Here is a 19,238-nt window from a genome sequence, read left to right on the forward strand (position 1 = left end):
GCGGCCGAGGTCGTCTTCGTCGGCGCTTGCCGGCGGTGGCGCGTTGCGGATGGTGAAGGATCTGCCGCCGCCGCGGAACACGCAAAATGGTAGCGAGCAGCCGCTGTCGGCCAACGACGTGCTCGAAGTCAGCGTATTCCAGGTCGACAATCTGAACAGGACCGTTCAGGTCGACGCCAGTGGGCAGATTTCGCTTCCGCTCATCGGTACGATGACCGCGGCCGGCAAAACCGTTCGTCAGCTCGAAAAGGAAATCGAGACCGCCTACGGCGAAAAATACCTGCAATCGCCGGATGTGACGATCTTCGTCAAGGAATCGGCCGGCCAGCGCATTACCGTCGATGGTGAGGTGAACAGGGCCGGCATTTATCCGGTTTCCAGCAGCGCGTCATTGCTGGATGCGGTCGCGCTTGCCGGAGGCTTCAACCCGGTGAGTGATGCCGGCAAGGTCTTCGTCTATCGCAATGTCGGTCAAAGCGAGCTGGTCGCAAACTACAATGTCGAGGAAATCCGCGCCGGCAGGAATCGCAATCCGCGCATTTATGGCGGCGATGTGATCGTCGTTTTTGCTTCGAAGTCGAAAATCGCGATGAACAATCTGAAGGATGCCCTTGGCCTCGCCTCAAGCGCGGCCCGCATCGCGGTCATTCCCTAGGGTCACCAGCGTCATGCTCGATCGCAACAGGCAGCATCAAATCGCCGATCCCGGACCTGGCCGGGCCCCGTTCGCGGACTTCTATTACGATGGAGCGCAGAACTATGGCCCTTACGGTCGCGACCATGCCGCTCAGGACGAGGGCTTCAACCCGCTCAAACTGCTTTTCTACCTGGTCCAATACCGCTGGCTGATCGTCATGATGACCATGGCTGGCCTCGTCGCCGGTGTCGTCGTGACGATGATGCAGACGCCGAAGTATCAGGCAACGACGCAACTGGAAGTTCTGGTTCCTTCGGCAAAGGTTTTCCAGGACATCGAAGTGGTTTCCGAAAACAGCGACATCCGCACCTTCCTGACCGCACGCGAGAAGCTGAAGAGCCGGGCGCTGGCGCAGCGCGTGGTGTTTCAGCTCGGGCTTGCCGACAAGCCCGATTTCCTGTTCCCGACCTCGAGCTTCTCGCTCAGCAACATCTTCTATCGTGCATTCGGAATTTCCAAATCGCCCTCGATCCAGGAAAAGACCCCCGAAGAGCGCGAGGCAATGGCGATCAGGCGCGTCCTGGATGATCTCACGGTCAATCTGGTGACGAACACAAGTCTGCTGTCGATCACCTTTATCGACCAGAAGCCGAAATATGCGAGCGATGTCGCCAATCAGGTCGCGCAGAGTTTCATCGATCAACGCATCGACCAGACCAGCGAGACATCGGACTTGGCAAGGCAGTTCATCCAGGAACAGGTCTTACAGGTCAAGCAGAAGCTGCAGACTTCCGAGGAGGAACTGGTAACCTATGCAAAGTATGCCGGCATCACCGTCACCGGCGACGACAAATCGCTGATCGGATCAAATATCGAGGCCATCAACACGGCGCTGGCAACCGCCGTCCAGGATCGTCTCGATGCCGGCCGGGTGGTGGACCAGATAGACAAGGGGCGCGGCTCGAGCCTGGGGCCGGTTCTGGAAAGCGATGGTCTGCTGAAGCTCCGCGACAAGCTCGCGGATCTGACAAGCCAATATCAGCAGAAGCTGGGTATCCTGAAGCCCGGCTTTCCGGAAATGCAGCAGCTGCGGTCGCAGATCAAGGAGTTGCAGCGCCTCTACGACAATGGCGTGCTGGCGATAACCGATTCCCTGCGGCTGAAGTACCAGGAAGCGCAGGACAAGGAAGCCGATCTCGGCGCCAAGCTCGCGGAACTGGAAAAGCAACAGGGCGTCTTCAACGACAAGAACATCAAATACACCATCCTCAAGCGCGAGGTGGATTCCAACCGATCGCAATATGACAGCCTGATCGCCAAGCTGAATGAAGTTGGGGTGAGCTCGGAGCTGAAAACGCAAAGCGCTGCGATCGTCGATTTCGCGACGCGGCCCCTGAGTCCCTATTCTCCTCGCCTCAGCATCAATCTCGCGATCGCGCTGGCGCTTTTCATGGCGCTGAGCGGGTCGATCATCTACATCGTCGAATTACTGAACAACACCTTCACCAACCCCGAGCAGATCGAAAAAGAACTCGGACTGGCCGTGCTCGGCATATTGCCGCTCGTTGGCGACCGCGAACTCCTGGCCAGCATCGCCGATCAGAAATCCGGGCTTTCGGAAGCCTATCGATCGCTGCGGACGTCGCTGCAATTCTCCGGTGCCGAAGGCGCGCCGCGGTCGCTCCTGGTGACCAGTTCCGAGCCGTCCGAAGGCAAGTCGACCACCTCGTTCAAGCTTGGTCAGGATTTTGCCGCCCTCGGCGCAAGGGTTCTGCTTGTCGATGGCGATCTGCGCAAACCGAACCTGCATCGGCTGCTCGGTCTCGACAACACGATCGGGCTGAGCAATCTCCTGACAAACACCGTCCGCAAGGAAGATGTGGCGGGCATCTTCAGGACGACGAAATACCCAAACGTGACTGTTCTCACATCTGGAACGATCCCGCCGAATCCGGCGGATCTGCTCTCTTCGCCTAAAATGGCACTGATCGTCACCAATCTTGGCAAACGCTTCGATCTGGTCATCATCGATGCGCCGCCGGTAGTCGGCCTCTCGGATGCGCCCATTCTCAGCCGACTTGCGGAAGGTACGCTGATGGTCATCTCCACCAACCAGGTGACGCGCAAATCGGCCAAGATGGCGCTGAAACGGCTGCGTGCGGCCGGCGCGAACGTGATCGGGGCGGCGATATCGAAATTCGCGGCGAACAAGTTCGACCACAACTACGCCTATGGGTACGTGAACTACCACTATTACGACTACAGCACGAATACCCCAGAAATCGAGGGCAAAGTCGATGAAGGAGCAGGCCAGCCCGCTCATCCAAAATCTCCTGTGTTCAAGCGTCTGGTTCGTCGCCTCCGTTCTGGTGTTGATGGCTTCGTCGATCGGGCTAAGTCGGCTCCTTGAGGCCGCGACGCCAACCGTCTCTCTCGCTCTGGATCCATTGAACGTAGATGCCTTGATCGGCGACATCGCGGGCGAACTGAACGAAACCAACAATGCTCCCGATCTTGATGCGTTGGCCGTCAAGGCCAGCAACGCACTTCGTTTCGATGTCGCGGACGCACGGCTCTACAGCCTGATCGGCGAGATCAGGTATCGGCAGGGCGAAACAGACGCTGCCTTCGAACTCTTCGACAGGGCTCGAATGCTGTCCAAGACCGAGCTGCACGCGTTGCAGCGATCGATCGATCGCTCGGTCGAAACGGGCGATCTGGCAAAGGCGGTGGGCGAGATCGACATCTTGCTGCGCCGGTGGCCGGCCCGGTTCTCGGCCATCGCCCCGGGCTGGCCGGCCATTCTCTCCAATCCGGATGGATATCGGGCCGTGCTGGCGGCCGTCCGGTCCGAGGCACCATGGCGAGGCAAGCTTTTTTCCACCCTTGGCCAGAATCCCCAGGGCCTGCCGGCCGCAAACCGGCTGCTGCTTGATCTCGCGGGATCCAACGCGCCGCCGACTTCGAGCGAATTGTCTGCCGTGATCGACGGCTATATCAGGCAGAAAGAGTACGGGCCGGCCTATCGGCTGTTTCTTTTCAGCCTGTCCGACCAGGAGCGCAAGCTCGGTGGCTATATTTTCAATGGCGGCTTCGAACCGGTCTATAGCAGCAAGCCATTCGACTGGACGCTTCACGATCGCTCGGGCCTTGAAATCACTTTCGCCGGATCACAAGGCACGGATGAAGGCGATCGGGGAGCGACGTTTCGGTTTCTGAATACCCCCGTCAGGAACGCCGCGCTTCAGCAATATGTTCAATTGCCGCCCGGCTCTTACCGGATCTCGCTGACTGCGTCCGCGACGAACCTGAAGCTGCCCAAGGAGCTGTTCTGGTCCCTCAGATGCATCGATCCGTCAAACGAGATAGCGCGCTTCGACATACCGGAAGGCACGTTCAACCGGCGCAGTCTGAGCCTTGATTTCACGGTCGGGCCGACCGGCTGTCCGATGCAGGTGCTGAGGCTGGAAACAGCCGCAATTGCCCAGAGTTGGCGATTTCGCTACGTCGGGACGTTGGTCATGCACCGACTGAGCATCGAAAGAGTGGCATCGTGAGGGAGCGGTCACGACGGCCGGGAGGGTGGGACAGGTACCTGCTTGGCTCGGTTCTCTTTCTGTCGCTGCTGATCGGGGGCGGCACCGCAAGCGGCCTCTACACAGAAACGCTGATCGAGATCGCGGCGATTGTCTCGGCCGCGGCCGTTCTCTCTCGGCCGTCGGAACAGACGATCCCTCGCGCCGTGCTGTGGCTGCTTGCTTCTGTGGTCGTCGTGTTTTGTTTTCAGATCATTCCTTTGCCAGCGACCCTGCTGGACGGATGGCGGCCCGAGATACTGCTTGCAAATCCATGGTTGGGCGAGGAAAGCCGGTTGCGCTTCGTCAGCGTCGGAGTGGGGCGCACGATCGAGTGTCTTTTGTATTTCGCCGCGACGGCCGCTTTCTTCCTCGGCGTCATGCGCCTGCGCCCCGAGCAGGTCTATGGTCTCCTTCCCTTCTTTTTCATGGGTGTCGTCTGCAACGGCCTGGCCGCGGCGATCCAGTATTCGCTGTCGGATACCGTCGCCATGGATGGATTGTTGCCGTTCACGATCAATGCGGGCCTGTTTGCCAATCAGAATCATTTCTCGGCCCTGCTCTTCGTCTCCATCCCCTTCATAGTCTATTACGGCCTGTCCCGCGGGCAGCTTCTGTCTGGGGCGCTCGGCTTGATGCTGCTGCTGTTGCTGCTTCTGGCCGCGGGCTCGCGGGCCGGCATTCTGATCGGGCTGGCGATCACCGCGATATCCGTTGTTTTCCTGTCCGCTCGCTCGAGAGTGGGCGGATATGGCATCCCCGCGGTTTTCATCGGCCTTTCGATCTTTACGATAGGCGCGTGGACAAAGATCGACGCGAAAGTGGTCGATCCGGCCTTCGGCAGGGCGGAATTTGCCCGCACCACGATCGAGGGGATCGAACGGAATTGGGTGACTGGCGTTGGCTTCGGGGCTTTCCCGAAGGTTTATCAGATATACGAGAAAGGCAGTATGATCTTCAAATCATATGTGAACCACGCTCATAACGATTATCTGGAGATTGTTCTCGAGGGTGGAGTGCCAGCATTTCTGTTGATATTCGCGTATGCAGCATTGCTTGTGGCCTGCTCTGCGAAGATTCGCCTGGATCCTCTCCGGAAGGCTTCTTTCCTCTCGATATTGTTTCTGCTTGTCCACTCTCTTGTCGACTATCCCTTGCGAACCGCAGCGCTTGCAATGACGTTTGCCTATTTGAATGGGATTATCTTTCACAAGGGTGTCGCCGATCGGCTGAACCGGAGGGACGATCGGACTGGCCATCCCGACGATGGTGATTTCCTTGTTCCCGCCAAGCCGTCGGCCTTGCCGACGTAGGAGCCGCCGGCTTGGTCGCAATGGCGGCCTTGCACCGAACACGGTCCGATCGTTTGCCCAACGCCGCGATTGACAAGCCATTACAGGGAACCTAAGCACAGGCGCTCAAGGCCGGGGGGCTTTGGCATTTCAAGGAGAGCTTCTTGAAAGGGATTATCCTTGCTGGAGGCAGTGGAACGCGTCTCTATCCACTAACATTAGCGGTCTCTAAGCAAATCCTCCCGATATACGACAAGCCGATGATCTATTATCCGCTGAGCGTGCTGATGCTCGCGGGTATCCGCGAGATTCTGATCATTTCGACACCGCGTGACCTGCCGGCTTTCCGCGGTCTGCTCGGCGACGGATCGGAGTTCGGGCTGGAGCTGTCCTATGCCGAGCAACCGCAGCCCAACGGGCTTGCGGAAGCCTTTATTATCGGCCGGGATTTCATAGGCAAGGACAGCGTGTCGATGATACTGGGCGACAACATCTATTTCGGTGACGGGCTGTCGCAGCTTTGCCGCACCGCGGCAGCGCGCGAAAGAGGCGCTTCGGTGTTCGCCTACCATGTCGAGGATCCCGAACGCTACGGCGTGGTGTCCTTCGACAAGGCCACGGGAACGGCGCTTACGATCGAGGAAAAGCCGCAAACGCCGAAATCCAACTGGGCCGTTACCGGCCTGTACTTCTATGACAATGAGGTCGTCGACATTGCGCCCACGATACGGCCTTCGGCGCGCGGCGAGATCGAGATCACGGCCATCAACAACGTTTATCTCGAGCGCGGCCAGCTGCATGTGCACCGGTTGGGGCGCGGCTATGCCTGGCTCGACACCGGCACGCATGACAGTCTGCACGAAGCCTCTTCCTTCGTGCGCACGATCGAACACCGACAGGGCATCAAGGTCGCATGCCCCGAGGAGATCGCCCTCGAACAGGGCTGGCTGACGGCTGAAAAAGTATTGCAGCGCGCCGCCCGGCTGGGCAAGAACGAGTACGCCGCCTATCTGCGCCGGCGTGTCGTCGATCTTTCGGAGGGATAGATGCTGGAGGTCAGGTCCCTTGGTCTCGAAGGCGTGCTGGAGATCGTTCCGAAGCGACATGGCGACGCGCGCGGTTTCTTCATGGAAACCTACAATGCAGAGTGCTTTTCGCAGGCCGGCATAGACTTGCATTTCGTGCAGGACAACCATTCCTATTCCGCGGCGGCAGGCGTGTTGCGCGGGCTCCATTATCAGCTTGCGCCGCGTGCGCAGGACAAGCTGCTGCGCGTCATCCGTGGCAGCGTCCTCGACGTTGCGGTCGATATTCGCCGCGGCTCCCCGACTTTTGGCAAATGGGTCGCTCTCGAAGTGTCGGCCGAAAAGGGCAACCAGATTCTGGTGCCAAAGGGTTTCGCGCACGGTTTTGTCACACTCGTGCCCGACACGGAGGTGCTGTACAAGGTGACCGATACCTATTCGCCCGAACATGACCGGTCGATCCGTTTCGACGATCCCGCCATCGGCATCGAGTGGCCGCCCATCGCTGGCGGATTTCAGCTTTCGGAGAAGGATCTCAAGGCGCCGATGCTGGCCGCCGCCGAGGTGTTCGCCTGATGGGTGTTGCTGAAGAGACAAAGGGCATGAGGACAGCGGCATGAATTTTCTGGTGACGGGCGGTGCCGGCTTCATTGGTTCGGCGGTGTGCAGGCATTTGTGCGCCAACCCGGCCAACCGCGTGACCAATCTCGACAAGCTGACCTATGCCGGCAATCTGGCCTCGCTGCGGCCGGTCGAGAATGCCCATAATTACAGCTTCGCCCAGGCCGATATCTGCGACGAGAGGGCGGTGCTCGAGATCCTGCGCCGCGACGATATCGACATCGTCATGAACCTCGCCGCCGAGAGCCATGTCGACCGCTCGATCGACGGGCCGGGCGCCTTCATCGAGACCAACATCGTCGGCACCTACCGGATCCTGAATGCCACGCTGGAATACTGGCGCGGCCTTTCCGGCGACAGGAAGAGCCGCTTCCGCTTTCACCACGTCTCGACCGACGAGGTGTTCGGCGATCTGCCGTTCGACGGCGGCATGTTCGTCGAGGAGACGCCTTACGCGCCGTCCTCGCCCTATTCCGCCTCCAAGGCGGCCTCGGACCATCTGGTGCGGGCCTGGCACGAGACCTACGGCCTGCCGGTCGTGCTTTCCAACTGTTCGAACAATTACGGCCCGTATCATTTTCCCGAAAAGCTGATCCCGCTCGTCATCCTCAACGCGCTCGATGAAAAAATCTTGCCCGTCTATGGCGCCGGCGCCAATGTGCGCGACTGGCTGTTCGTCGAGGACCATGCGCGGGCGCTGGAGCTGGTCGCGACCAGGGGCACGCCCGGCGAGAGCTACAATGTCGGCGGCAATTCGGAACGGACGAACCTCGCCGTCGTCGAGACGATCTGCGATCTGCTCGACGCCAGGCGCCCCCGGGCCGGCGGCAGGAGCTATCGCGACCTGATCTCCTTCGTCACCGATCGCCCCGGTCACGACCGGCGCTATGCCATCGATGCTTCCAAGATCGCTCGCGACCTCGGCTGGGAGCCGAGGGAGAATTTCGACAGTGGCCTGGCGCGGACCGTGGACTGGTACCTCGACAACAAATGGTGGTGGGGCCCGATCCGCGAGGAGCGCTACGCCGGCGAAAGGCTGGGCGAAGCGCGCAAGGAGGCCGTATGAGGCTCGTTGTCACCGGGCGCGAGGGCCAGGTCGCGGCGAGCCTTCTGGAGGCCGGCCAGGCGCGCGCCGGCGTCGAGGTCATCGCCATCGGCCGCCCGGAACTCGACCTGGCAAACCCCGATACGGTGATCGACGCCATCGCGGCGGCGAAGCCGGACATCGTCGTGTCGGCCGCCGCTTACACGGCCGTCGACCAGGCCGAGGATGAGCCCGATCTTGCATTTGCTGTGAACGCCGTCGGTGCGGGCAAAGTGGCTGAAGCGGCCGCGCGCCTCGGCGTTCCCGTCATCCATCTTTCGACCGACTATGTCTTCGACGGCTCGAAGGACCGCGCCTACGTCGAAACCGACCCGACCGCGCCGCTCGGCGTCTACGGCGCCTCCAAGCTCGCCGGCGAACAGGCGGTCGCCGCCGCCAACCCGCGCCATGTGATCCTGCGCACCGCCTGGGTCTACAGCCCGTTCGGCAAGAATTTCGTCAAGACCATGCTGCGCCTCGCCGCCGACCGGGACGAGATTTCCGTGGTGGCCGATCAGTGGGGAAATCCCACCTCCGCACTTGATATCGCCGACGCGATCCTGCATGCGGCGGCGATGCTGCATGGCGAGAACAACTTCGGCGCGTTCGGCGCCTATCACCTGGCCGGCACCGGCGAGACCAGCTGGAGCGGCTTTGCCCGCCATATACTGGACACAAGCCGCGTGTTTGGTGGCCCTTGGGCGCGGGTACGGGACATTTCTACGATGGACTATCCGACCAAGGCGCGCCGCCCCGCCAATTCACGGCTTTCGACGGCAAAGTTTGCAGCGGCGTTCGGGTGGACGGCGCCGGACTGGCGGGATTCAACGGGGAAGGTGGTGCGCCGGCTTCTGGAGACGAGACAGGCTTTGACTGCATGAACAAACAGCCATCACCGGAAAATGTGCGCGATGCAACGCCCGTTGACGCGGCGGCGCCGAAAACCCGCAAGGCAAAGCCGAAAGCTGCCAAGCGTACGTGCATCATGGTGCTTGGAATGCACCGGTCGGGTACCAGCGCCCTGACGAGGGCGATTAGCCTGCTCGGCGCGGAGCTGCCGAAAAATATGCTCGGCGCTAATCCGACTAACCCTGCCGGCCATTGGGAGCCGTTGCGGCTCGTAGACCTTCATGACCGAATGCTGGCCGAGGCCGGCAGCCGATGGGATGACTGGCGATCCTTTGACCAAGCCGATCTTGGCTCGGCGCGTCTGCGCTTCTACAAGGCCGAGATCGCACGGCTGTTAGACGAGGAATATGGCAGCGCTCCATTTTTCGTGCTTAAGGAGCCGCGTATTTCGCGTTTCGTACCGCTTTATGCGGAAATACTGGAGCGGATGAAGGTCGACGTTCGCTACGTACTGACCCAGCGCAATCCCTTGGCAGTCATTGCTTCGCTCGAAAAGCGAGATGGATTTACCTTCGGCTTCAGTACTCTCCTTTGGCTGAGGTATGCACTAGAGGCCGAACACGCGACGCGTGGCAAGCCGCGCGTCTTTGTGTCGTATGAGGCCATGCTTGAAAACTGGCGCGCCGACATTGAGAAAATTGCCAATTCGCTGCGGCTTGAATGGCCACAATCCATTTCGAAAAAAACGCATACAACTCTGTCCGCCCATTTTTCGACCGATCATCAGCATCATGTCGCAAGCGCGGACTTGCTCGACGCCGATCCACGAGTGGTTGAATGGGTAAAGCAAGCCTACGGCGCGCTAAGAGGCCTTGAGAAGGATTCTGAGGATGCGACCGCAATGGAGCGTCTTGACGCCGTGCGGATCTCCTTCGATACCGTCACTCCGGTGTTTGGCGAAGCCTTCTTCGGGGAGATTGACACGCGTGTTCAGCGGTCGGTTCAGATAGGTTCGCAGGCGCAACATCTGGCCGATGAACGGGCTGCGGAAATTAGCCGACAAACGGCAGAATTGGAGAAGCTCCGTCAAGAAACGGAAGTAAAAGACAAGGAGCTAATACAGCGAGAGCAAGATTTTCGCCGGCTGGCTGAACAACAGGCGTCGAATACAACCGAACTCGAAAAACTTCGAGTGAAAGTCGCGAGGAAGGAGGTTGAACTCGTTCGAGCGTGTGATGCCGTCGGTCGTTTGACGGGCGAGCTATCCGCGGAGGTCGAGCGTGAGCGACAGCGTAAATCCGATGCCGAAAACCAGCTGCACCTTTTGACTCAGGAACTGGAGGCCAATCGCGTTGCTCATGCAAATATGTTGCTGGAGCGGGACCAAGCTCTCGCCGAGAGTAGAATTCGCCTTCAAGCTATTCACAACAGCACGTCTTGGCGGCTGACATCCCCTCTTCGATCGGCCACGCGCTTCGTTAGGCGCACAACATTCGACGTCGGTTATCCCCTTTCAGTTCTGTGGAAAGCTGCAGCCAAGCTTACTCTTGCACCGATACGCGAGGTGCGAGCTGCGAGCATCATTAGAAAATCCGGTAGTTTCGACAGAGACTGGTATCTCAGCAATAATCCTGATGTTGTTGAGTGGCGTGTTGATCCTTTGCGACACTATGTTGTCTTCGGCGCCAAAGAGGGTCGTGACCCAAATCCGCAGTTCAGCAGCAGTAACTATCTACGCCTCCGTCCGGATGTTGCACTTGCCGGCTTAAATCCTCTGGCGCATTTCGTAGCTCACGGCAAAGATGAGGGGGAATGGAGTGAGCGCAGTTCGATAATGCGAACGGTTCAGCCGGTTGGTCCGCGTCTCAGCCCATTGTCAGTTTTCAAGCTAGCACCCGCCGCGCTGCGCTTTTCGGGCGGCGTTGCACCCCTCGTATCTTCCAGTTGGCGGGTGCTTCGCCGTGAGGGCGTAAGAGGCATTGCGTACCGCATGAAGATTTTGGAACAGCGGAATAGCGCCGCGAGTCTCCCCAGTCTGGTTGCGCATGGGGCGTCGGGTATCAGACAAGCGCCTGTTCGACGTCCAAGTGAGGTTCGCCGTCACGTTGCCGCTGTGGACATCATTGTTTGTGTCCATAACGCCTTGGATGACGTCCGCAGGTGTCTGGAGTCGATTACGATACGGACGATGCCTCCTTATAACCTGATCGTTGTAGACGACGGCAGCGACGAACCAACAGCGACATATCTAAAGGAGTTCATGGTTGGGCAGCAGGGCAAGCTGCTAAGACATCAGGTTGCCTTAGGTTACACGCGTGCAGCCAATGCTGGTCTAAGGGCCTCCAGCGGAGATTTCGTCGTCCTATTAAACAGCGACACCGTCGTTACGTCATTTTGGCTCGATCGCCTAATCGAATGTGCTCAATCGGATACCAAGATTGGAATGGTTGGACCCTTGAGCAACACTGCCTCGTGGCAGTCTGTGCCCCTGACCGTCGAAGAAGGCGATTGGGCATTGAACCCGCTGCCCGACGGTGTGGATGCGAACGGTATGGCTGTGCGCGTTGCCGAGTGCTCTCCGCGAGTTTATCCCAAGGTCGGATTCCTAAACGGTTTTTGTATTCTTCTCAAACGGTCTCTAATCGAAGAAGTCGGCTATTTCGATGAGGCGTCATTTGGGGAGGGGTATGGAGAGGAAAATGATTATTGTCTGCGTGCCACGGCCGCAGGCTGGCTACTCGCAGTGGCCGAGGACACATACGTCTATCATGCGCAATCAAAGAGCTATTCGAATGAGCGACGACGTAAGCTCGTCGAACGCTCCGACCTAATGTTGCGTGAAAAGCACGGCAGCCGCATCTTGCCATCTGTGGATGCGACAAGAGAAAATACCGGTCTCGCAGCAATGCGCGCAAGAGTTGCTGTGAGTTCGGAGCGTACTCTGGCTCGGGATCAAATTCGTAGTCGGCACGAGGGACGGCGCGTCCTGCTTTTGCTGCCAATTCGGGACTCTGGGGGAGGGGCCAATGTTGTGCTCACCGAAGCCCAAAGCATGATGCGCGCGGGCGTTGATGTTACAATTGCAAATTTAAAAATGCACAGAGATGCATTCGAGTTTAGCTATCCCAACATCGAGGTCCCGATAATATATCTGGAGAACCCTCAATCCTTGGCGGATGTAAGCGGGAATTTTGACGCAATAGTTGCCACCGTTTTTTTTACAGTGGAATGGTTGAGAGGGCTGCGTTTTGAAAAATCGCAAAGTATTGGATATTACGTTCAGGATTTCGAACCCTATTTCTTCGATGAATCGGATCCTCTTTATGCGCAAGCGCTGAGTAGTTACACGGCGATTCCGGATATGAAATTGTTCACCAAAACATCATGGAACGCTGGAGAGCTGGAGCGCTGTGCTGGAGTCAAGGCGTCGATTGTCGGGCCAAGCTACGATAGCGATCGCTTTTTTCCAGGCACACGTGACGACAAGACCGTAACACGGATCGCTGCTATGATCCGCCCCTCGACGCCTCGCCGGGCACCCGAGTTAACCGCCTCTGTGTTAGAGCGCCTCTGTCGTAATCAGCCAAAGCAGGTGGAAGTCCATATTTTTGGTTGCTCGCCCGAAGATCCTCTTATGAGGCGTTTCGCTCATCTTCCAAATGCGGTGATAAGAGGTCACTTGGATCCTGACCAAATGTCGGATCTTCTCGCGTCTGTAGATATATTTGCGGACTTTTCGGTTTATCAAGCCATGGGCTTAACGGCACTGGAAGCGATGGGCTGCGCTACTGCTGTGGTGGGGCCGGCAAACGGAGGCTTAGCCGAGATTGTCACGCATCTCAGCGATGGGCTGATCATAGATACGTCAGATGAAGACGCTTGTTATCAGGCGCTTGTGGAGCTTGTTGGCGACAGGCAGCTACTAGCGGGAATACAATTGACCGGCATCAAAACCGCTTCCAAATATTACGCGGAGAAGTCAGCAGTCAGGATACTCGATGCTTTATTTCCGGACATTTAAAGTGATGATGTGGAGTTGAGGACGTTGTCGAAAAGACTCAAGGTCCATGTTTTGTTTGAAAGTGGAGATGGCCGAACTCCGTTCGGAGCTAGCTATATACGGCTGCTCAGACCGCTAGGACATCATGCAAACGCGGCAAGAATTGCGTTGTCGACCGGCGTGGAGCTGCCCAATCATGCTGTTGACGTTGTCGTGGTTGACCGCCTGTGGCGCCAAGATTTTGATGCCGGGCAACAAGCTGTTGCGCAGGCCGCCCTTTTTTCTGAGCTCGAACAACGGCGAATTCCCCTCGTCTATTCGTTAGACGACAACCTTCTTGACCTGAATGATGAGCCAGGATGCGCACCTTGGCCCGGAGCGCTTCAACGGACAATATGCAGGCGCTTTATCCAAAAAAGTATCGGCGTTATCGCTTCGACTCCTACTCTGGCAGAACGTATAGGGAGCCTAAACCCTAACATCGCTGTTCTGCCCAATCAGATAGACGACACGTTATTTAAGCGTCGCAAGCCAAGGACCTCTTCCTCCTCGCCGCGGAAGTTGCGATTTGGGTATATGGGGACCTTCACCCATTTTGAGGATCTGTTGGGCATCGTACAGCCTCTTCGAAGGTTTATATCGTTGAATCCAAATGTCGAATTTGAGATCGTGGGCGTTGCTGGCTCTTCGGAAGTTATTTCTCTATTCGGCTCCACGCCAATTCGTATATCCGGAGTTCCTCATGAGAGCGTGGAGTATCCCGGATTTGTCAAATGGATGCAGGAGACGATAGATTGGGATTTTGCAATCGCACCGCTAAATGACACTCGTTTTAATAGATCAAAATCCGATATAAAATTTCTTGACTATAGTGCGATTGGCGTGCCGGGGATCTATAGCAACGTCGCTGCTTATAGAGGCACGATACGTCATGATGAGAACGGCCTTTTGGCCAATGCAAATCATGATGAATGGTCGAGCGCCTTAGATCGTATGATCCAAGATGATGAAATGCGCCGCCGCATTGCCACCAATTGTTCAAATGAAGTTTGGGATTCGCGAGTGCTGACGAAGCAGGCCGGCAACTGGATCGATGCCATGGAACGGTTTATGACCGAAAGCCGATCACAACCCGCGCGGCCCGGTTTCGGTGCCATTGCGGCTGATTCTTATCGGGCGACGAGGAGTGGCAATCCTCGCTTAGATTCAAGCTTCGAGGATGTCGCAAATTCGCGGCCAACAAGGAAGGCGCGACCCGACCGTCAATTGAATAGGCAGGAGAAATTGCTATGGCATATAGACCCGCAGGGTTTGGGCCTTGAGATAGGCCCAGGGTACAGTCCTCTGCTACCGAAGGCGCAGGGCTACCGCGTTGAGACTCTCGATCATGCGCCTGCGGATGAGTTGCGGCGCAAATACAAAGGAATGGGTGTCGACATAAATCTAATAGAGGAAGTCGATTTTGTTTGGCAGGGAGAGCCTTTGGATGAGCTCACCGGACGTCGAGAATATTACGATTTTGTCCTTGCTTCGCACGTCATTGAACATACGACAGATCTTGTAAGCTTTATTAGGCAATGCGAGTCCATGTTGAAGCCGGGTGGGGTAATTTCGTTGGCGATACCGGATTGCCGGTATTGTTTCGACATTTTCCGGGGAATCACTACGACAGGAGAAGTTCTTCAGGCTTTTGTCGAGAAACGAAAGCGCCACACTCCCGGAACGATCTTTGATCACGTATCCCTTGCTGCGTTTTTGGATGGCAAACCATCATGGCGCCGTGGTGCGATGGGCGATTTGAAGTTCCTGCATACCTTTCAGCAGGCAGAAGAATTATACCAGCGGTCCCAAGTCGAGCAAACTTATTTTGATGTGCATAACTGGAGATTTACGCCGGCATCGTTTTCTTTGATCATGAATGACCTTTTCTCCTTGAATCTAGTCGGTTGCTCGGAGCAAGTTTCGTTTGAGACCGAAGGCTACGAATTCATTGTCAATATGGCGAAGGGCAGCTCACCGATCGCCGATCGGCTGGAATTAGCTCGCCGGATTCGTGCCGAGATTGCTGAATCTCAAGTTCCTGCGAATTAGGACATCATAAGCAAGATATGGCAAATAAGGACGTTTTAATATCCCTCATCCGTCGAGAGGTGGTCGGTCGTTACCGTGGTTCCATGCTTGGATTATTATGGTCACTGCTCAATCCGCTGTTCATGCTGGCCGTTTACACTTTCGTATTCGGTGTCGTGATGAAATCACGGTGGGCGGTTCCAGACCAGCCGAGTGCTACGCATTCGACCGGAGAATTCGCCGTCATTCTGTTTTGCGGGCTGATTGTCTTTCAGTTTTTTGCTGAGGTGGTTTCGTCTGCGCCGTCGTTGATTGTAACCAACACCAACTACGTCAAGAAGATCGTTTTCCCCATCCAAATCCTGCCGGCTGTCTCGGCTGGAGCCGCGCTGTTCCATGCTGCTGTCAGCCTGCTGGTGCTTTTCGCTTTCGCCTATATCGTTTTTGGCCATATCCCACTGACGGCGCTTCTGGCTCCAGCGGTTTTTGCGCCGCTCGTCGTGATGGTGGTTGGCATTGCTTGGGTGTTGGCATCGATCGGTGTCTATTTTCGTGACATGAGCCAGATCATAGCGCCGCTAGTGACCGCGACTATGTTTCTTTCCCCGGTTTTCTTTCAAAGAACGTCGCTGCCAGCCTGGTTGCAACCCTGGCTGTCACTCAATCCGCTCGCAATTCCAGTCGAAAGTTTCCGCGACGTCGTCATTTTCGGCGTACTGCCAAACTGGATGTCGCTCGGCTATTATTCGGGCGTAGCAGTCGCGGTGGCTGTTCTCGGTTATCAGTTTTTTCAGAAGACCCGCAGGGGCTTTGCCGATGTCCTCTAACAAGTCTGCAATCGAGGCGGACGGACATACCTCGGAATTTGCGATTCGCGTGCGCGATGTGTCGAAACATTATGTCATGTTTGAACGGCCGCAAGATCGCTTCAAGCAAATGGTCGTTCCGCGGCTGGAGCGGCTGATTGGGCGCCCGCCGCGCCGCTATTTCCGAGATTTCGCGGCTCTGTCGGGTGTGTCCTTCGAAATCGGCCGCGGCGAGACGGTCGGCATTATCGGTCGTAACGGTTCCGGGAAATCAACGCTGCTGCAGATCATTTGCGGTACGCTGCAACCAACCAGCGGCTCAGTCGAGGTCAACGGCCGCATCGCCGCGTTGCTGGAACTCGGCGCTGGATTCAATCCCGAATTCACCGGCCGCGAAAACGTCTTTCTCAATGCCTCGATCCTGGGTGTTCCGCGCAAGGAGATGGAATGGCGTTTCGATGACATCGCTCGTTTCGCCGATATTGGGCCTTTCATCGACCAGCCGGTGAAGACCTATTCGTCAGGCATGTATGTGCGGTTGGCCTTTGCCACGGCCATCAATGTCGATCCGGATATTTTGGTAGTCGACGAGGCGCTGTCGGTGGGCGATGAAGCGTTTCAGCGCAAGTGCTACGCCCGCATCGAGCAGATCAAGGAACGGGGCGGCACCATTCTGTTTGTGAGCCATGGGGCTCAGACTATCGTGCAATTGTGCTCACGGGCGATGCTCGTGGATACAGGTGAACTCATCCTGGCAGGCCGACCAAAAGCGGTGGTGGCGCAATACCAGCGGCTGGTCAACGCCAGCATGGAGGCGGCGAAAGAAATCCGCGCTGGGATTATGGCGCGCAGCGATGTTTCGCCGAGTGACAAGACATCAGCTGCTGACAAGCCCGCCGCCCCCGATCCTAAATGGGCCGCCGCCGTGAAATACCCTGCTGCGGAAGCCTCCGGTACGGTCGTCGCGTTACCTATCAAAATCGAACCGAGCGACACCGCCGGTCAGTACGCAGACTACTACGATCCTAACCTCAAGTCGAAGTCCGCAGTTTATCTCGAAGAACGAGGCGCCCGCATTCGGGACCTTCGCGTTCTGACCCTCAGTGGCGAGAAGGTGAACGTACTCCAAATGGGAAAGCGGTACATCTTCGAATACACAGTAAACTTTTCTTCTGAAGCAAGGGAGGTTGGCTTTGAGTTCCTGTTCAAAAATGTAACGGGCTTGGTGTTGGCAGGTTCAGACACGCACAGGGTGAAAGCAGAAAGAACTCGATTGGCCAGATCCGGTTCAGAAATGACAGTAGGTTTTACATTTAACTGTGTCATGTTGCCGGGAGTCTACCTCGCAAGTGCCGGCGTGCGAGGGTTGGTGAACGATGAATTGTGTATGCTTCACAAAATTGTTGAAGGCATTCTCATACGCGTCGCCAGCGAGCCAGACCTTGCCGCAATCGGCTACGCAAACTTGGACGCGACGCCGCAGGTGTCTTTGGCTTCAGCAGAACTTCCAGAGCACTGAGCGTCTCGGCAGCCCTGGATTTGGTGCCTTCGATAACATCCAGCAGCAGGTCGACTTTGCGCCCCTCAATGAGGTCGAGGGCAGCGCGGGCCACCACATCCTCTTTTGCGTGCTCAATCTGATAAACAAATGGCCATCCAGAGGCGGAAAGTAGACTTGTCAGCTTTCCGCCGCCGCGAATCTGATCGATCGCGATGAAAGGAACCTCATTTCGCATCGCCAGAATTGCACCATGAAAACGAGACGTGAGCACGAGATCGCAAGATGAGTATAGAGCCTCGATTTCCACTGGTGCGCGACCGGAACGGGTCAAGTGGTGTTCTATCTCAACCGTTTTCACTTGATAATTTGCGGCGAGGGTGTCGAGTACGCGCGCGGTGAGAGCACTGGTGCGATCATGGAGTGAATTTTGGAGTCCATACTCACCCTGTTCACCACGAAGCACCAATCCGACAACAAGCGGTACGTTCGACCCACGCACCCGCGTTGGAGTAGGCCGCCAAGGTGCGAGGATAGCGACGTCCTCAAAGCGCCGACCGCCGCCTTCTCGAGCCAATGCGACATCGAACGGCTGGGCATAGTTGATATGGTTTTGATCAAACAGGCTGATGCTGACCCCGATTTTTCTAATCGACGGAAATCGACAAATTACCGTCTCTACAATCGGATGATCCTTGATGACTGGACCGCAAACGAAAACCAAAGTGGCATAGTCACTCCCGTCGATTTCGTCCAGTGACACCCTTTCTCCTGAAATTTCAAACGCGGGGCTCGCTGTTAAATGCCTGAAATTCAAGCCTAGCGCCTTCATGCGAGCAGCGACACTCTGCACCGCGTACAGATCTCCGATAGTTCCATTGTCCTTCAGCGATCCATACCAGCACAAAAGAATCGGTTGCGCTTTGGCGTCAGTGACCACTGTGTGTCGGCCGCTCGAAGGTTGGACGTCTGGTCCGGGCGAGCGCCAAATAAAGTTGCAAAGAAATTGGTAAGCGCTTCCTTCATGCACGGCGCTGTGATCGACTTTGTGTGTAAGCTTTAGGATCGGAAGCTTGGCAAGAGATATGCTCTCTCGATCCTCCTTTGAAATCGCGCCGAGCAATCGCGTCTCATAAGGTGCGAATAGATGTGGCGGCCCAGCCGATATCTTGGGCACGCAATCCCACAACAAACGAAATTTTTTATTTTTTTGATAAGCCTCGCCGAACAAATGGTGGAACCAGAAGTAGTCCGAATCACCTGATCGGTTCTGCCAATGTCGATAGACCAGTCGGCGCCACTCGTGAGCTAAGTAAGAAGACTGGCATACCGCCAAAAACCATGAAGACAGCATTCGGGTAGGGGCCGGTCGCTCAAAGGCAAAGAAGCCCTCTGACATCAATCCATCCAGCCACTCATCGAGAGGCCGCAGACAATAGCAAGTAGCGTCGACCCAAACTCCCCCATATCTGCACAGGAGTTCGATGCGCACTATATCGCTATAGGTTGCCTCTGAAAGCGACCTGGAAAGGATTGAGCTTGGATCACTTACCTCCGGCAAAAAATCCGCAAGGGTCTCCCTGGTGAGGATGTGAATCGTCCAACCGGGGTTCTTTCTCTGCCAAGAGGTCACACACGCTTTGACGATTGGTGGCGCGGCGTCGATGCCTTGCAGCCACGCCGTCCAGATAATTTTAGGGGGCATCGTTCATCTCGGTTGCGAATTCTCGCTTTAGACCTGCCTTTAGCAGTGGACATTCCACTCCTCAACCCACGCTGCT

General features: G+C 56.8%; 13 protein-coding genes. 12 read left to right on the forward strand and 1 reads right to left on the reverse strand.

All coding sequences use genetic code 11. The features are described from left to right. Nucleotides 1-49: 49 nt before the first annotated feature. The 12 genes from NKI49_RS08495 (at nucleotide 50) to NKI49_RS08550 (ending at nucleotide 17,478) form a co-directional block, all read left to right on the forward strand. A complete protein-coding gene (locus NKI49_RS08495) occupies nucleotides 50-655 on the forward strand; it encodes a polysaccharide biosynthesis/export family protein (protein WP_352599408.1) in 606 nt (201 codons plus the stop codon). A gap of 13 nt (nucleotides 656-668) precedes the next feature. Continuing rightward, a complete protein-coding gene (locus NKI49_RS08500) occupies nucleotides 669-3,047 on the forward strand; it encodes a GumC family protein (protein WP_352599410.1) in 2,379 nt (792 codons plus the stop codon). After that, nucleotides 2,935-4,194 carry a tetratricopeptide repeat protein gene (locus tag NKI49_RS08505; RefSeq protein ID WP_352599412.1) on the forward strand — a complete coding sequence of 420 codons (1,260 nt, stop codon included), beginning with the start codon at nucleotides 2,935-2,937 and terminating at the stop codon, nucleotides 4,192-4,194. The genes NKI49_RS08500 and NKI49_RS08505 overlap by 113 nt, the downstream gene beginning before the upstream one ends. After that, nucleotides 4,191-5,525: an O-antigen ligase family protein gene (locus NKI49_RS08510; protein ID WP_352599414.1), complete on the forward strand. Its 1,335-nt coding sequence runs from the start codon at nucleotides 4,191-4,193 to the stop codon at nucleotides 5,523-5,525. Before NKI49_RS08505 ends, NKI49_RS08510 begins: the two co-directional genes overlap by 4 nt. 143 nt (nucleotides 5,526-5,668) lie before the next feature. Beyond that, a complete protein-coding gene (gene rfbA, locus NKI49_RS08515) occupies nucleotides 5,669-6,550 on the forward strand; it encodes a glucose-1-phosphate thymidylyltransferase RfbA (protein ID WP_352599416.1) in 882 nt (293 codons plus the stop codon). Then, entirely contained in the window at nucleotides 6,551-7,105 is a 555-nt protein-coding gene (rfbC, locus tag NKI49_RS08520) for a dTDP-4-dehydrorhamnose 3,5-epimerase (RefSeq protein ID WP_352599418.1), read from the forward strand. A 40-nt stretch (nucleotides 7,106-7,145) separates the two neighbouring features. Continuing rightward, on the forward strand, nucleotides 7,146-8,216 hold the full coding sequence (rfbB, locus tag NKI49_RS08525) for a dTDP-glucose 4,6-dehydratase (protein WP_352599420.1): 1,071 nt from the start codon (nucleotides 7,146-7,148) through the stop codon (nucleotides 8,214-8,216). Beyond that, the gene (gene rfbD / locus NKI49_RS08530) at nucleotides 8,213-9,115 is read left to right on the forward strand and encodes a dTDP-4-dehydrorhamnose reductase (RefSeq protein WP_352599422.1); all 903 of its coding nucleotides are present in this window, start codon (nucleotides 8,213-8,215) and stop codon (nucleotides 9,113-9,115) included. Before rfbB ends, rfbD begins: the two co-directional genes overlap by 4 nt. Further along, nucleotides 9,112-13,104 (forward strand): glycosyltransferase, encoded by a 3,993-nt coding sequence (locus tag NKI49_RS08535; RefSeq protein ID WP_352599424.1) that lies wholly within the window; start codon nucleotides 9,112-9,114, stop codon nucleotides 13,102-13,104. Before rfbD ends, NKI49_RS08535 begins: the two co-directional genes overlap by 4 nt. A 24-nt stretch (nucleotides 13,105-13,128) precedes the next feature. Next, the gene (locus NKI49_RS08540) at nucleotides 13,129-15,174 is read left to right on the forward strand and encodes a methyltransferase domain-containing protein (protein WP_352599426.1); all 2,046 of its coding nucleotides are present in this window, start codon (nucleotides 13,129-13,131) and stop codon (nucleotides 15,172-15,174) included. A gap of 17 nt (nucleotides 15,175-15,191) precedes the next feature. Continuing rightward, nucleotides 15,192-15,980, forward strand: a complete 789-nt coding sequence (locus NKI49_RS08545; RefSeq protein ID WP_352599428.1) for an ABC transporter permease — start codon at nucleotides 15,192-15,194, stop codon at nucleotides 15,978-15,980. Further along, a complete protein-coding gene (locus NKI49_RS08550) occupies nucleotides 15,970-17,478 on the forward strand; it encodes an ABC transporter ATP-binding protein (protein WP_352599430.1) in 1,509 nt (502 codons plus the stop codon). The genes NKI49_RS08545 and NKI49_RS08550 overlap by 11 nt, the downstream gene beginning before the upstream one ends. Here NKI49_RS08550 and NKI49_RS08555 read toward each other — a convergent pair. After that, nucleotides 17,375-19,162, reverse strand: coding sequence for a capsular polysaccharide synthesis protein (locus tag NKI49_RS08555; RefSeq protein ID WP_352599432.1), 1,788 nt, complete (start codon nucleotides 19,160-19,162; stop codon nucleotides 17,375-17,377). The genes NKI49_RS08550 and NKI49_RS08555 overlap by 104 nt on opposite strands. Nucleotides 19,163-19,238 lie beyond the last annotated feature (76 nt).

The sequence above is a fragment of the Mesorhizobium sp. M0587 genome (assembly GCF_040320945.1).
In the GTDB taxonomy this organism is placed as follows: domain Bacteria; phylum Pseudomonadota; class Alphaproteobacteria; order Rhizobiales; family Rhizobiaceae; genus Mesorhizobium.